Here is a 14,765-nt window from a genome sequence, read left to right as displayed (position 1 = left end):
ACGTGGATCCCACCAGTCATCTGAGATGAGGAACATCGTGTCTTCTGTGCAGACGTTCGTGATCGTGGGAGGCGGCCTGGCCGCGGGCAAGGCCGCCGAGGCGCTGCGGGAGAACGGGCATGGCGGCCCGATCCTCGTTGTCGGCGACGAGGAGGAGAAGCCGTACATCCGTCCGCCGCTGTCCAAGGGATACCTGCTGGGCACGGACGAGCGTGATTCGATCTTCGTCCACCCCGACGACTGGTACCGGGAGCACGACGTCGACCTGCTGCTGGGCTCCCAGGTGCGCGTGGTCGATCCGCAGGCCCGGGAGGTGGAGTTGGACGGGGGCCGCCGCCTGCAGTACGCCAAACTCCTGCTGGCCACCGGCTCGTCCCCGCGCCCGCTGCCGGTCCCGGGAGCGGATCTCGAGAACGTGCTGTATCTGCGCCGGGTGGGCGACAGCGACCGCCTCAGGGCCGCCTTCGTCGAAGGGGCCAGAATCGTCGTGGTCGGCGGCGGGTGGATCGGTCTGGAGACCGCCGCCGCGGCCAGGACAGCCGGCGCGGACGTCACCCTGATCGACCACGGTGAGCTGCCGCTGGTGAAGGTGCTGGGACGCGAGGTCGCCGAGGTCTTCGCCGGACTCCACGCCGATCACGGTGTCCGTTTCCACCACTCCGCCCAGGTGGAGCGCGTCACCGGAACGCAGGGCCGGGTGGACGGCGTCGAGCTCGCCGACGGCACCCGGCTCGACGCGGACGCCGTCGTCGTCGGTGTCGGCATCACGCCCAACGTCGAACTCGCCCAGCAGGCAGGCCTGGAGGTCGACAACGGCATCGTCACCGACGCGCACCTGCAGACCTCGGCCGCCGACGTCTACGCCGCAGGCGACGTCGCCAACGCCTACCACCCGCGCCTCGGCCGGCGTATCCGTGTCGAGCACTGGGCCAACGCCCTCAACCAGCCGCACACCGCGGCGCTGAGCATGCTCGGTCAGGACTCCGTCTACGACAAGCTGCCGTACTTCTTCACCGATCAGTACGACCTCGGCATGGAGTACACGGGCCACACGGAGCCTGGCGGCTACGACCGCGTCGTCTTCCGCGGCGAGAAGGCAGAACGGAAGTTCGTCGCCTTCTGGATGTCCCGCGATCGTGTGCTGGCGGGCATGGGCGTCAACGTGTGGGACGTGATGGACCCGATCCGCTCGATCATCGAGTCCGGCGCCGCCGTCGACGAGGCGGTCCTCGCCGACCCGGAAGTCCCCCTGGACCACATCGCCACGTGAGGACGGGCGTCACGTGAGGACGCGGAGGGACCGTGTCGTCCCTCAGCCGCCAGGGCGGCTCGGCCCGGTGGAGGCAATCGCGCACGCCGCCTCGACCTCGTCCCGCAGGCCTGCGAGGGTGCCTCCGCCGCCGCCCTTCCCGATCGCCGTCACCTCCTCGGCGCGTGGCGTCCGCACCCGGCGCGCGAGGTGGCGAAGCCGTTCCTGGAGCTCGGCCACCTCCGTCATCTCGGGTGGCGCGGCTCCGTAGTTCACCCGGATCCGTGCCGCCGTCGTGGCATCGACGATCCGCTCGACGGCGACGACCAGCGGCAGCCAGGCGGCGGCCTGCGGGCCGGCCGGCGGCGGTTCTGCCAGGGCCCGCTGGAACTCGGAGCGGACGACGGACAGGGCACGGTAGACGCGCCGCCGCGTCCTGGCCCGTTCGGCCTCGTCCTCGTCGCTGAGCACCGCGGTCCCGAAGGCACTCGCCAGGTAGCCGGCCGCGTCGTCGACGGTGTCGGCCAGCCGGTCGCCGATACGCGCGTGCCAGCTCTCCGGCCACAGCAGGTAGCCCATGACCAGGACGATCGCGCAGCCGATCAAGCTGTCGACGAAGCGCGGGAGCACCAGATGGACGCCCTGGTGGCTCAGCAGATCCGTCAGCATCAGCACCACCGGTGTGATCGACGCGGTCTGGAAGCCGTACCCCTTCACCGACGCCGCGGGGATGATCCCCGCCAGGACCGCGATCACCGGGACGTCCACCCAGCCCTCCGCGATGTTCGGCACGATCGCGGCGGCGACCACCAAGCCCACCACCGTGCCGATCGCCCGTGTGACGGCCCTGGAGAAGACCGAACCGAAGTCGGGCTTGAGCACGTAGGTGACGGTGACGGCGATCCAGTACGAGCGGGGCAGCGCCGCGACCGACACGAGGGCCTGGGCGATGCCGATGCAGAGGGCCAGGCGCAGCCCGTAGCGCCACGAGGCCGTGGAGAGCAGGACGTCGAAGGTGGCGCGGCGGGCCCGGAACCGCAGGGTGTTGGGTCTGCCGAGGAGGTCGGCGACGCTGTCCAGGACGGGCGCCCGCTCGTTCACCACGGAGGCGGCGTGGCGCAGTGCGGTGTTGAGCGCACGTTCTGCGGGAGTCCGGGCGGGCGGCGGTTCCGGCGGGCGCCTGCCGGTCCTGCCCTCGGCGACGGCCTGCGCCAGCTCCCGCACCATGCCGGGGATCTCCGGGGCCGCTACGTGGTCGGGCAGGCGCGCGGCCGCCGATGCCTCCACCAGCGGGGTGACCGCATTGAGCTGAGCCAGCAGGCGCAGCCGCGGGCTGCGGGTGCCGATGTCACGGGTGCGGCGCGACAGGATGCCGTCGTAGGCCTCGTTCATCGACGTCGTGACGGCCTGCCGCCGCAGGTCGTAGTCGCCCGGGTCGCCCGCCTCCAGCAGGTCGGCCACGGCGCGATAGCTCCCGGCGATCGCGTTGCGCTCCGGGGCGCCGCGCCGGAACGGCCAGCCGGTAAGCGTCAGCGCGAGGACGAGGGCACCGCCGAGGGGGAAGAGCAGCGGCGCCGTCCAGTGGGGCTCGGGAAAGGTGACACCTGCTCCCAGGACCGCGTTGAGCAGCAGGAGCAGCCCGCAGTAGGAGGCCACCGAGCCGATCGACGAGATCATGCCCGAGACGAGGGCGAGGACAGTCAGCGTCACGACCGCCACCCAGCCCCGGCCGTGGACCAGGATGCCCAGCGCGACGCCGGCCGCGCCGAACGGCTGCGGCACCGCGATGTTCAGGACCCGCAGCCGGTAGGCGTCCGCGCTGTCGCACAGCACCGCGAAGACGGCACCGATGCCCACCAGGGCGCCGTAGTCCGGGCGGCCGACCGCCAGACCCACCGACAGCGGTGCCGCGAGCGCGACAGCGGCTCGTGCGACGGCGGCCCAGGGAACGCGCGCGGGCCGCGGCCGCACCGCGTCGAGCAGCCATCCCGGCGGCGACACCCGCGCGGCTGCCGTGCTCCATCCCCAGCGACGACCGAGCTTCGAACCGGCGGGTTTGACCATGGCCCCCACCATTTCGCACCGCACCCACCGAGGGTCCCGCGGCGCATCCGAGAGACGGACCGGTCACCCGGGAGCCGCAACCGTGCCGGCGCTTCGCCGCCCCCGGCCCACAGCGGGCGCCCTGGATCGCCAGGCCCGCCCGCAACACGGCGTCCGGTCCACGGATCGCCTAACGCCGCGGTTCCACAGATCCGCGCATCCCATCACAATGAGTGTCATTACGGGCGTGCCTCGGTGTCGGGACCGCCGCCGGGCGGGACGGTTGCCCTGTTCGACCCCTGCAGGCACCAACGGGTGCCTGCTCCGACAGGAGATCCCTATGCGTGTTTCCCGCTTTGCCGCCGCGCTCGGCGTGGCAGTCGTCGCCGTGCTGGGCGGTGCGACGGTCGCCTCCGCGGCCGCGCCGTCCGTGGCCGCCGCGTCCGCGTCGCATCACCGTGACAGCCGGAGCGACCACCGCTCCGCGCACCACCACAACCGCCACCACGACAGTGCCCGGTGGAACCACCACCGCCACGACCACCGCTTCGCCGGCCACCGCCACCACTACGGCCGCTGACCCGCACCACCACTGACAGGGCGCCCTCCGGACCTCCGGAGGGCGCCCTCCTGTCGTCACGCCGCGTGTGAGAACAGCGACGGCCGTCAGACGCGGAGTCCGGTGGCGGCGTGGATGGAGCGGACGGCGCTTGCTCCTTCTCCGACGGCGGAGGCGACGCGCTTCATGGATGCGGCGCGTACGTCGCCGGCGGCGAAGACGCCTGGCACGCTCGTTTCGAACGGGAGGGGGGACCGGCCCAGGTCCGACCACACCGGGCTTAGGTCGGCGGCGTCCAGCTGGACGTCGGTGCGGATGAAGCCGCCGGCGTCGAGGGTGATGCCGTCGAGCCAGGCGGTGGCCGGGGCGGCGCCGATGAAGCAGAACAGGCTGCGGCACGGCTGCTGCGTACGGGCGCCGGAATCACGGTCGAGGAGCGTGACGTCCTCCAGCACATCGGCTCCCGACAGCGCGGCGACCTCCGTCGAGGTCCGCACGGTCACCCGCGGATCGGTGGTGAGGCGGTCGACGAGGTAGGAGGACATGTCGGCCTCCATGGTGCCGCCGCGGATGGCGAGGGTGACCTGGCATCCGTTGGAGGCGAGGTAGAGGGCGGCCTGGCCTGCCGAGTTGGCGCCACCGACGACGGTGACGGGCTGCCCCGCGCACATCTGCACCTCCAGGTGGGTGGCGGCGTAGTAGATGCCGGCGCCTTCCAGCCGCTCCCAGTGCTCCAGGGGGAGTTTGCGGTAGCGCGCGCCGGTGGCGACGAGGACCGTGCGGGCGTCGACGGCGGCCCCGTCGTCGAGGAGCACGCGCAGGTGGTGGCCGCCGGTCTCCAGCGCGACGGCCCGGCACGGGCTGGACAGCCGGGCCCCGAACTTCAGCGCCTGGACGGCGGCGCTCTGGGCGAGGTCCGCGCCGCTGATGCCGGAGGGGAAGCCGAGGTAGTTCTCGATCCGGGAGCTGGCGGCCGCCTGGCCGCCGGTTCCCACCGCGTCGAGGAGTACGGTCTCCAGGCCCTCGGAGGCACCGTAGACGGCCGCGGCCAGGCCGGCCGGTCCCGCTCCGACGACGGCGAGGTCGACCGGGTCGCCGCTCTCGGACCGGTAGGACAGGCCCAGGGCCTCGGCCAGCCGGCCCGGTGTGGCGTTGCGCAGCACGCGGTCGTGGATGACGACGGCCGGCAGGTCGGAGGCCGACAGCGGCGTCGAGGCCATGACGCCGCGCCCGGCGGCGCTGCCGGCGTCCAGCCAGATGTGCGGGAGCCGCTGGCGGGCGGCGTAGGTCCGCAGGGCCAGCGCGCCGGCGGAGACGCCGAGGCCGACGATCTCCAGGCGGTGGGCCGCGGCTCCGGTCCGCAGCCGCTCGCGCCGGGCGAGGAAGGTCCGCAGCAGCACGTCGGACAGTTCCGGCTCGTCGGCCATCAGGCGCCGGAGCTGCGCGGGGGAGATGCGATGGATGCGGCCCGGGCTCACCACCCGGGCCAGGAGATGCATCGTCTGCCCGGTCAGCAGGTTGAGCTCGCCGAGGAAGCCGCCGGGGCCGTAGGTGGTGACCAGTTCCTCGTCCCGGTCCTGTGCCGGCGGGATCAGCAGGTCGATCGTTCCGGTGTCGATGACGATCAGGTCGTAGGCCGGGTCCCCGGGACGGAAGACGACGTCCCCGGCGCGGATGTCCTGGACCACCCCGTAGGCGACGAGGCGGGCCTTGAGCGCCTCGGTGAGCTGGGGGGAGGCCGGCGTCCCGGTGGGGTGGTCGGGAGGGTCGTTCCCTGACGCGGTCATACCGGACCTCTCAGGAGGGGGGTGCCGCGGTGTCCAGCGGGACCGCGTACGAGCGGACCAGGCCGAGCTGGACCGCCTGCTTCGGCAGGATCGCGTCGAGCAGCCAGTCCGCGGCGACCCGGGTGCGGTTGCCGGGCATCGCCCACAGGTGGTAACCGCGGGTGACAGCACCGGCCGCGATCCCGGACAGCGGGACGCCCAGCGGGTTGGCGGCCGCTTTCACACCGCCGAGGTCGACGACGAAGCCGAGGTCGTGGTGCTTGTACGGGCGCGGGCTGCCGTAGCCGAAGGAGGCCGCGATGTTGCGCGCGAGGGTCTTGCCCTGCCTTCCCGCGTGCTGGGCGGTCATCGGCGTGTACGAGCCGGGCCTTGCCCGGTCCGGCACGGCGGCGGCGTCACCGGCCGCGTAGACGTCGGGAAGGCCGGGGACCTGGAGGTCGTCGCCGACGACCAGGCGGCCGTTCTGCGTGGACAGGCCGATCACGGCGACCAGCGGGTCGGGGCGGACTCCGACACACCAGATCAGGCTGCGGGTGGCGATCCTCTCGCCGGTACTCAGCAGTACTCCCCCGCGCGTGGCCTCCTTGACCGACTGGCCGGTCCGCACCTCGACGCCGCGTTGCCGCAGCACCCGGTCGGCGGTACGGGACAGGTGGGGGTCGAGCTCGGGGAGCACCCGGTCGGCGATGTCCACCAGCAACCAGCGCGGCGGGTCCCGGTGCTTCAGCACCCGGTGCCGCTTGACCAGGGCGTCGGTGTGCAGCTTGCCCAGGGCGGCGACCTCCGTGCCGGTGTAGCCGGCTCCGACCACCACGAAGGTGCAGCGTGCGACGCACTCCGCCGGGTCGTCCGTGCCGCCCGCCAGCTCGATCTGGCGGGTGGTGTGGTCGCGCAGATAGAGGGCCTCGGGGATGCCCCGGAAGCCGTGCGCGTGCTCGGCGACGCCCGGGATCGGCAGCAGCTTGTTGACGCTGCCGACGGTGAGCACCAGCCGGTCGTACGACATCGTGCCCGGATCGCCTTCAGGGCCGGTGTACGACACCGTGCGCCGGTCCAGGTCCACTCCGTCGACCTCGCCGAGCACCAGCCGGGCCTGCGGCAGAGTGCTCGGCAGCGACACCGCGACCCGGCGGGGGTCGAGCACGCCGGACGACACCTGGGGCAGCAGGGGCAGGTAAAGGAAGTAGTCCGTCGGGTTGATCAGGACGACCTCGGTCTCCTCGCGCAGACCTCGGTGGCGGGTCAGAGCTCGGGCGGCCTCGTATCCGGCGAATCCGGCTCCGACGATGACAACACGGGATCGGGACATAAGTGCTCCCTTCCTCTCGGCGTGCCTGCCCGAGGGGGCGACGCGCAAACAAGAGGGCGAGGCCCGGACGAGCGGTTTTCCGGCACTTGCGCGCTGCTCGCCGCACAGGCGGCGAGCAGCGGTTTCTCAGGCCTGCAGCCCCATCTCGGTGGAGAGCTTGGCCAGGTTGTCCAGCCGGCGCTGCAGGCTCGGGTGGGTGGAGAAGACGGTCGCGAGAGCCGACCCCTCCTTCAGCGCCGGGCTGAAGAAGAAGGCGTTGAAGGAGCGCGCGGTGCGCAGGTCCTCGGTGGGGATCCGGGAGATCGTGCCGCTCACCTTGACCAGCGCCGAGGCAAGCTCCGCGGGACGCCCGGTCAGCTCGGCCGCGCTCCGGTCGGCGGCCAGCTCGCGGTAGCGGGACAGCGCCCTGACCAGCAGGAAGCTCAGCGCGTAGACCAGCAGTGACACGGACAGGACGATCCCGAGCAGCGCGGCGGTGTTCTGGTCGCGCCGGCCGCCGCCGAAGAGGTCGGAGTAGAAGGCGAAACGCACCAGCAGTCCGGCGAGAACGCCGAGGAACGAGGCGACGGTGATGACCGCGACGTCCCGGTGCGCGACGTGCGAGAGCTCGTGGGCGAGCACTCCGTCCAGTTCCCCGGGCTCCAGGCGTCGCAGCAGGCCGGTGGTCACGCACACCACCGCGTGGTCGGCGTTGCGGCCGGTGGCGAACGCGTTCGGCAGGTCCATCTGGGACACGGCCACCCTGGGCTTGGGCATGTCGGCGAGGGCACAGAGCCGGTCGACCGATCCGTGCAGCGCGGGCTGCTCGGCGGGGGTGACTTCCTTCCCGTGCATCGCGAACAGCGCGATCCGGTCGGAGAACCAGAACTGCGCCGCCACCAGGCCGACGGCGATCACCGCCACCAGCACCAGGGATTTCAGCAGCACGATCAGTACGGCGATGAAGGCGACGAACACCAGGCCCAGCAAGAACGTCACCGCCAGCATCCGGACCGTCAGCTGCCGGTCGGGGGCGAATCTCGACTGCACGACCGCTCACCACCTCACTCATGAACCGGGGTCTGTGCACCGGCCCTGGCCGCCGCCGCACCGGACCTCCGGTCGGCGAGCGCCGGAACCTCACCACCAGTGTGCTCCGCTTTACCGGGATACGGCATCACAAATCCCCCCGGCGACGGGGCCAGGGGCTCCCCGGGGCCCGGGGGCGGCCTACGGCTGGAAGTATTCCGCCATCATGCCGGTGACCCATTCCGGCTGCCTGATGTCCACCGGGCTGAACTCACGCATCGCCGGCTTCAGGTCGATGACCGGGGTGCCGGAGACCGCGTCGAGGCCCACTACCGTCAGTTCGCGTCCGTGCACGGATTCGACGGCGCAGCAGGTGACCCCGATGCGGTTGGGACGGCGGGGGCCGCGGCCGGCGAAGACACCCACCGGCGGGAGGTCGGGGCGGCCGCGGTAGGGGGCGGGCTCGCGGTACTCGTCGCGTTCCGGGAACTGGTCGAAGACGAAGAGGACCTCCACGTGCGAGAAGCCCTCCAGGCCCAGGAGGCACGCCTCGCCGAAGCGCTCGTCGACGGTGATCGTGCTGCGGACGGCACCCCAGTTGTCGGTGTTCTGGACGTCCGTGCGGTCGTTCCGGACGGTGCCTATCGGTGTGACCTCGAAGCTCGGCATGGCAAGGTTCTACCGCCTCGCCCGGCGCCGTGCCCAGCCGGGGACGGCCCGTGTGCCAGGGGCGTCCGGTCCGCTGTCCGCGCCGGACGCGGTCATGCGTCAGGGGAGGCGACCGTCGCCCAGATGCATTTCCCCGCGTGGGTGTAGCGGGTGCCCCAGGACTGCGCGCTCAGCGCCACCAGCAGCAGGCCGCGGCCGAACTCCTCCTCGAAGGAAGGGTGCCTGACCTGCGGGGTCGCCTTCGAGCCGTCGTAGACCTCGCACACCGCCCCGCCACCGGCGTCGTCAGCGTCCTCGCCGCCGCCCCCGTCACCGATGTTCAGCAGCCGGACCTGGATGGTGTCGCCGGGCAGTCCGCCGGCGTGCCGCACCGTGTTGCCGACGAGTTCGGACACGATCAGCGTGGTGGCGTCCGCCAGGTCGGGCAGACCCCAGTCGGCCAGGGCGTCGCTGATCAGGTCGCGGGCCTGCCCGGCGGACTCCGGGTCGTGCGGCAGGGTCCACTGCCGGACGTGGCCCTGCGGCAGCCGGTCGGTGACCACGGTGAGCAGCGCCATCTCCGGCAGGGCGCCCGGCAGGTCGTCGGTGACGGTGTCGCACAGGCGCTCCAGCCATTGCGCGCGGGCGTCGCCGCGGGTGGCCTCGATGGGCGGCGAGGCCGCCTGATGGCGGGCAACGGCGTCGATCAGGGGTTGCACGGCTCCGTCGGAACCGTGCAGCAGCCCGGAGGTGTGCAGGAGCAGCAGGGTGCCGGGCGGCAGCGGCAGCGTCGTGGCCTCGGCGGGCACCCGCGCGGCGCCCAGCGGCTCACCCACCGGCATCCGCACCGGTTCGGGGGGCCGGCCCGGCGAGAGCAGGACGGGTGGGGCGTGACCGGCCGAGGCGAGGGTGCAGACGCCGAGGGTGGGGTCGTAGTGCGCCAGCAGGCAGGTCGCGGTGACGGCGGCGCCGCCGAGCCGGGTGCCGAGCCGCTGCGCCACGTCCCCGACGTGGGCGAGGAGTTCGTCGGGCGGCAGGTCCTGGGAGGCCATGGTCAGCACGGACTGGCGCAGGATCCCCATGGCCACCGTCTCGTCCGGTCCGGCGGTGACGTCGCCGACCGCGAGCAGGACCCGGCCGCCGGGCAGGGGTACGACGTCGTACCAGTGGCCGCCCACGCCGGTGGCGTCGCTGCGGTAGCGGACGGCCGAGGCCAGCCCTGGCAGGTGCGGCAGCGGGCCGGGAAGGAGTTCCTGCTGCAGGTGCTCGGCCCGGCGCTGCGCCTCCTCGTAGGCGGCGGCCGCGCGCAGCGCGTGTGCGATCACCACGCCGACGGTTCCCAGCAGCGCCCGGTCGTCCGGGGTGAAGTTCCGTGGCTCGCGCCAGGTGTAGACCGCCGAGCCGACCGTCTGCTCGCCCACGATGAGCGGGGTGACCGCCCAGGCCTGCCGGCCGCCGAGGGTCGCCAGCGGCAGCAGGTGCGGCCACTGGCGGCCCAGCTCCGTCACGGAGGAGATGAACTGCGGCCCGGCGGCAAGCGCCGTGGCCTCCAGCCGCTCGGGCCAGGCGACAGCCTCCATCGCGTCGAGGAAGCCCGCAGAATGGCCGGTGATGCCGGCCAGCCGTGGCGCCGGACCGGTCAGCGAGTAGACGACCAGCCCGTCTGCGCCCACCATCGGCAGCACGTGGTGTTCGACCGCGGCGACGACGTCGGAGGTGTCCACCGCCCTGATGAGCGCGTCGTTCAGTGCCTCCAGCTGCCGGCTGCGCCGGGCGGCGGCCTGCTCCGCCTCGGTCTGGGCCGTGATGTCCGACCACTGGGTGGCGACCAGGCCGCCGACGTCCACCGCGCGTACCGCGTACCAGGAGGTGCGGTCACCGGACCACTGCACCCGCACCGTCGTGCTGCTGTCGGAGTCCGGGACCGAGCGGACCCGGTCGAGGAGTTCGGGCAGGCCCTGGCCGCGCAGTTGCGGGATCTCCTCCCAGGGGACCCGCCCGGTGATCTCGACTCCGGTGCGCGCGGCGAGCCGGTTCGCGGCGGCGTTCGACCATTCGGCCCGGTCGTCGGCCGCGTGCACGTAGACCGGGTCGGGGTGCCGTTCGAGCAGGCCGACGAGCCAGGCGTCCTGCTGCTGCTGGGCCGAGACGTTCCATGCGGTGCCCACCATCTGCGCGGGGCCCTCGTCCGTGCGCTCGAAGGCCGCCCGCAGCTCCAGCCACGACACCTGTCCCTGCCGGTCGAGGACCCGGTAGACCACCGCGAACGGCCGGCCGTCCTCGAAGCTGCGCTGGATCGCGGCCTCGACACCCGGACGGTCGTCCGGGTGGATCCGGGCCATCCAGCCGCTGATGTGCCGGTCCCAGGTTCCGGCGTCCAGACCGGCGAGCCGGATCAGGCCCTCGGTGATCTCGTCGAAGTCCAGCAGCCCCGACGTCAGGTCCCAGCGCCACAAGCCGACGCTGACCTCCCGCATCATCCGGCGCCTGGACGCCCCGCCCGGCTGCTGCCACCAGGGGGTGGCGCCGCTGCGCCAGTGGTGCACCTTCGGCAGGCGGGCGCTGGCGGCCGCCGCGAACGCGCGCAGCGCCTGCCGGGCCGCGTCCTCCGGCGGGCCGTCCAGCAGGATCGACAGGGCTCCGATGGGCGTCCCGTCGGAAGAGGTCAGCGGCGCGGACACCACACCGGCGGGGCGCCGCCCCTCGACCGTGCTGGGCCAGTGATCCGACCAGACCACCTCGCCCAGTGCCACGGCACGAGCCGGCGCCACCGAGGAGGTGCTGCTCAGCTCGTCCCACAGGCGCGCGATCCCGGTCGGCACCCCGCTGACCGCCGCCAGCCGCAGCCCGCCCTCCGGGCCGCCCAGATGTGCCAGGCCGCCCAGACCGCCCAGCGCGCCCACCGCCTGCGCCAGGGTGAGCAGCAGCAGGGCCGAATCGTCCATGTCATCGTCCCGCAGGCCGAGCCACTCCAGCCTGGTGCGGACACCGCCGCTGTCGCTCATGACACCTCGCCCCCTGCCGGTAGGACTCACCACATCCGCGGAGCTCTCCGTACAAGTGTGGATGAACCGGCCGCGTGGTGCGCCTGGGGCGGTCCTACCCGGGGCTCAGCGCGTCGGTCAGGACGGTGCGGATGCGTTCGGTGAGCGGGTTGGCGTCGCCGGTCCGCCACGCCAGGTGCAGGGTGGTCGTGGTGCCGGCCAGCGGGCGGGGGGTCACGCCGACGCGGCGCAGCGCGCGGTGCGAGTCGGCGAGCACGGCGGCACCGAACCTGGCGGCGACCAGGGCCAGCAGCGTCTGCACGCTGCGGCCCTCCGCGCTGATCTGCGGCACGACGCCCGCGCTGTGGCACAGCGCGATGATCTCGTCGTAGGAGCGGGGGGAGACGTCCCGGGGCCAGACGACCAGGGGGATCTGGCCCAGTGCTGCCAGCGGGGCGGGTTCGGCGGACTGCGCCAGCGGGTGGCCGGCGGGCAGGAAGAGGGTCAGCGGCTCCTGCCACCAGACCTGGGTGGACAGCCGGGCGTCGCGCATCGGCAGCCGCTGGACGGCCAGGTCGAAGCGGCCGTCCAGCACACCGGCCGACATCTCGGCGTCGTTGAAACTCTCCTGCAACTGCAGTTCCACGCGCGGGAGTTCGCGCCGCACCCGGCTCAGCGCACCGCCCAGGGGCCCGTTGATGCCCGACCCGGCGAAGGTCACCGTCAGGTGACCGCTCATCCCCTGCGCCGCCAGCCGGACGTCCCTCAGCGTGGACTCCGCCTCGGCGAGCAGGGTGACCGCGCGCCGCACCAGGACCTCGCCGGCCGGCGTCGGCGCGAGACCGCGGCCCTGCCTGGCGAACAGCACCACCCCCAGCCGGTCCTCCGTCTCGCGCAACTGGCGGCTGAGCGTGGGCTGCGTCAGGTGCAGCCGGCGCGCCGCGCCGCTGATACTGCCCTCTTCCGCGATCGCGACGACGTAGGCGAGTAGCCGCAGCTCCATCCATACCTCCCAGGCATGGCAAGTATAGCGAATATACCTCCGGGGCAGATCGGGGGCCGGCTGTCGGCCAGGCTGGTGGCAACGCACCGGACGGACCGGAGCGGTACGGCACCCGAGGAGAATCCATGAACCGCGAAGAGCGCTACGCATACGGAATGAAGGTCCTGGGCGACGTCGACGGCGAAGCGGGCCGGCGGGTTGTCGAGACCCTCGCCGACACCTCACCGGAGCTGGGGCACCAGGTGGTGGCATGGGCTTTCGGCGACATGTACTCCCGCGCCGAACTGCCGCCGCGCGACCGGCAGTTGGTCACCCTGGGCGTACTCGCCGCGCTCGGCGGCTGCGAGATCGAACTCGACGTGCACATCAACGCCGCGCTCAACGTCGGCCTGACCGCGACGGAGGTCAGCGAGGCTCTGCTGCATTCTGCCGTCTACTGCGGCATACCGCGATCGATCAACGCGACTCTCGTCGCCAAGAAGGTCTTCGCCGAGCGCGGTCTGCTGCCCATCACGGCTGCCGGCTGACCGGCCCGCCCGCTGCGTTCAGGAGGCCGTCGCCGGGGTGTCCCGCAGGGTGACGCCGGCGTGGCTCTCCTGGAAGCTCTGCTCCGACACGAGGGTCAGCCTGGCTGTGGACCGGAACTCCGGCAGGCTGGTGGAGCCGCAGGAGACCATCGTGGTCTTGAGTTTGACGACGGTCAGGGCGAGCCCCTCGTTGAGGTCGCCGGCGTAGGGGACGTAGCCGTCCACGCCCTCCTCGAAGACCAGCCCCTGGCCGCCCTGGCCGTAACGCTGCCAGTTGCGGGCCCGGTTCGAGCCCTCACCCCAGTACTCCTTCACGAAGCCGTCACGGGTGGGGAGTTTCGCGCCGGCCGCCTGATCGAAGCGCGCGAAGTAGCGCCCCATCATGACGAAGTCGGCGCCCATCGCGAGGGAAAGCGCCACGTGGTAGTCGTGGCCCAGCCCGCCGTCTGAGCAGATCGGCACGTACTCGCCGGTGCGCTCGCGGAAGGCGTCCCGGGCCGCGGCCACGTCCAGCACCGCGCTGGCCTGGCCGCGGCCGATGCCCTTCTGGTCCCGGGTGATGCAGATGGCGCCGCCGCCCACCCCGACCTTGACGAAGTCCGCTCCCGCCTCGGCGAGAAAGGTGAACGCCTCGCCGTCGACCACGTTGCCGCCGCCGACCGGGATCTCCGGATGGTGCTTCTTCACCCACGACAGGGCCTGCGCCTGCCAGTCGCTGTATCCGTCGGAGGAGTCGAAGCAGAGCACGTCCGCGCCGGCCTCCACCAGGGCCGGGACGGGCTCCTGGTAGTCGTGGGTGTTGATGCCCGCACCGACACGCAGACGCTTGGCGGCGTCCACCACCTGGTTCGGGAAGCGCTTGTTGTCCGCGTAGTCGGAACGGAACACCAGATGCTGCAGGCGGCCCTCGGCGTCCAGCACCGGCAGGCAGTCCAGCCGTTCGTCCCACAACCGCGCGTTGGCTTCGGACAGCGTGACGTCGGGCCCGGCGTGGGCCAGGTCGGCGACGGCGATCATCCGGCCGCTGACGGGTCCGGCCAGATCATGGCGCTGGGGGTGGAAGTCCCGGGACGTCACCAGCCCGAGCAGGCGGCCGGTGGCCGTCCCGTCGTGGGTGACCGCCGCGGTGCTGTGGCCGGTGCGGCGCATGACATCGACCAGCAGGCTCAAGCTGTCGCCTGGGCGGACGTTGGTGTCGCTGGTGACGAACCCGGCCTTGAAGTTCTTCACCTGGCGCACCGCCGCGGCCTGGTCCTGGATCGGCTGATTGTGGTGCAGGAAGCTCAGACCCCCGTTCCGCGCGAGCGCGATCGCGAGGTCGGGCGTACCGACGGCCTGCATGATCGCGGACGTGAACGGGGACTGCAGCTCGATCGCCGCCGCCTCCCCCGCGATGAGCCGCACCAGCGGGGCGCGCAGGTCGACCGTGCCGACCGAGCAGTCCGTCCGGGTCCGGTTCGGCAGGAGCAGGAACTCGTTGAACGTCCGCGAGACCTCGTCGATGATCTGTGCCACTCGTTCCTCCTGACCGGTCGGCCGGGGCCGACTGCCCCGCCGTGAGGATCGCCCCCATGGCCGTGGGCCCGTGGATCGGACGGGGGCGGTCGTGACACGGCACCTTATCGATCAGCGGGGCCTGGGCACGAAT

The 14,765-nt window shown here is 72.5% G+C and carries 11 protein-coding genes; 3 read left to right on the top strand and 8 right to left on the bottom strand.

Annotation, left to right across the window (positions count from 1 at the left end; translation table 11 throughout):
- Positions 1-25: 25 nt before the first annotated feature.
- Positions 26-1,270, top strand: a complete 1,245-nt coding sequence (locus OG702_RS33770) for an NAD(P)/FAD-dependent oxidoreductase (protein ID WP_442814670.1) — start codon at positions 26-28, stop codon at positions 1,268-1,270.
- A gap of 42 nt (positions 1,271-1,312) precedes the next feature.
- Here OG702_RS33770 and OG702_RS33765 read toward each other — a convergent pair whose 3' ends face one another.
- Entirely contained in the window at positions 1,313-3,313 is a 2,001-nt protein-coding gene (locus OG702_RS33765; protein ID WP_327292765.1) for an FUSC family protein, read from the bottom strand.
- A gap of 319 nt (positions 3,314-3,632) precedes the next feature.
- Between OG702_RS33765 and OG702_RS33760 the strand changes: the two genes are divergently transcribed.
- Positions 3,633-3,872, top strand: a complete 240-nt coding sequence (locus tag OG702_RS33760; RefSeq protein WP_327292764.1) for a hypothetical protein — start codon at positions 3,633-3,635, stop codon at positions 3,870-3,872.
- An 86-nt stretch (positions 3,873-3,958) separates the two neighbouring features.
- Here OG702_RS33760 and OG702_RS33755 read toward each other — a convergent pair whose 3' ends face one another.
- From OG702_RS33755 to OG702_RS33730, 6 genes are all read right to left on the bottom strand, one after another.
- Positions 3,959-5,638, bottom strand: coding sequence for an FAD-dependent oxidoreductase (locus OG702_RS33755; protein ID WP_327292763.1), 1,680 nt, complete (start codon positions 5,636-5,638; stop codon positions 3,959-3,961).
- Positions 5,639-5,648: 10 nt separating this feature from the next.
- Positions 5,649-6,947 carry an NAD(P)/FAD-dependent oxidoreductase gene (locus OG702_RS33750; RefSeq protein ID WP_327292762.1) on the bottom strand — a complete coding sequence of 433 codons (1,299 nt, stop codon included), beginning with the start codon at positions 6,945-6,947 and terminating at the stop codon, positions 5,649-5,651.
- Between the two features lie 126 nt (positions 6,948-7,073).
- Positions 7,074-7,976 carry a zinc metalloprotease HtpX gene (gene htpX / locus OG702_RS33745; RefSeq protein WP_327292761.1) on the bottom strand — a complete coding sequence of 301 codons (903 nt, stop codon included), beginning with the start codon at positions 7,974-7,976 and terminating at the stop codon, positions 7,074-7,076.
- Positions 7,977-8,156: 180 nt separating this feature from the next.
- Positions 8,157-8,624, bottom strand: coding sequence for an SAM-dependent methyltransferase (locus OG702_RS33740; protein ID WP_327292760.1), 468 nt, complete (start codon positions 8,622-8,624; stop codon positions 8,157-8,159).
- A gap of 92 nt (positions 8,625-8,716) precedes the next feature.
- The gene (locus tag OG702_RS33735; RefSeq protein ID WP_327292759.1) at positions 8,717-11,608 is read right to left on the bottom strand and encodes a SpoIIE family protein phosphatase; all 2,892 of its coding nucleotides are present in this window, start codon (positions 11,606-11,608) and stop codon (positions 8,717-8,719) included.
- Positions 11,609-11,702: 94 nt separating this feature from the next.
- Positions 11,703-12,590, bottom strand: coding sequence for a LysR family transcriptional regulator (locus OG702_RS33730; RefSeq protein ID WP_327292758.1), 888 nt, complete (start codon positions 12,588-12,590; stop codon positions 11,703-11,705).
- Between the two features lie 125 nt (positions 12,591-12,715).
- On the opposite strand from OG702_RS33730, the gene OG702_RS33725 reads away from it, so the two are divergent.
- Positions 12,716-13,117 (top strand): carboxymuconolactone decarboxylase family protein, encoded by a 402-nt coding sequence (locus OG702_RS33725; protein WP_327292757.1) that lies wholly within the window; start codon positions 12,716-12,718, stop codon positions 13,115-13,117.
- 18 nt (positions 13,118-13,135) lie between these two features.
- Here OG702_RS33725 and OG702_RS33720 read toward each other — a convergent pair whose 3' ends face one another.
- Positions 13,136-14,632, bottom strand: coding sequence for an IMP dehydrogenase (locus OG702_RS33720; RefSeq protein WP_327292756.1), 1,497 nt, complete (start codon positions 14,630-14,632; stop codon positions 13,136-13,138).
- Between the last annotated feature and the right edge of the window lie 133 nt (positions 14,633-14,765).

The sequence above is a fragment of the Streptomyces sp. NBC_01198 genome (assembly GCF_036010485.1).
Lineage (GTDB): Bacteria > Actinomycetota > Actinomycetes > Streptomycetales > Streptomycetaceae > Actinacidiphila.
Note: the sequence above shows the minus strand (reverse complement) of the source record. Positions and strands in the feature narration are given on the sequence as shown.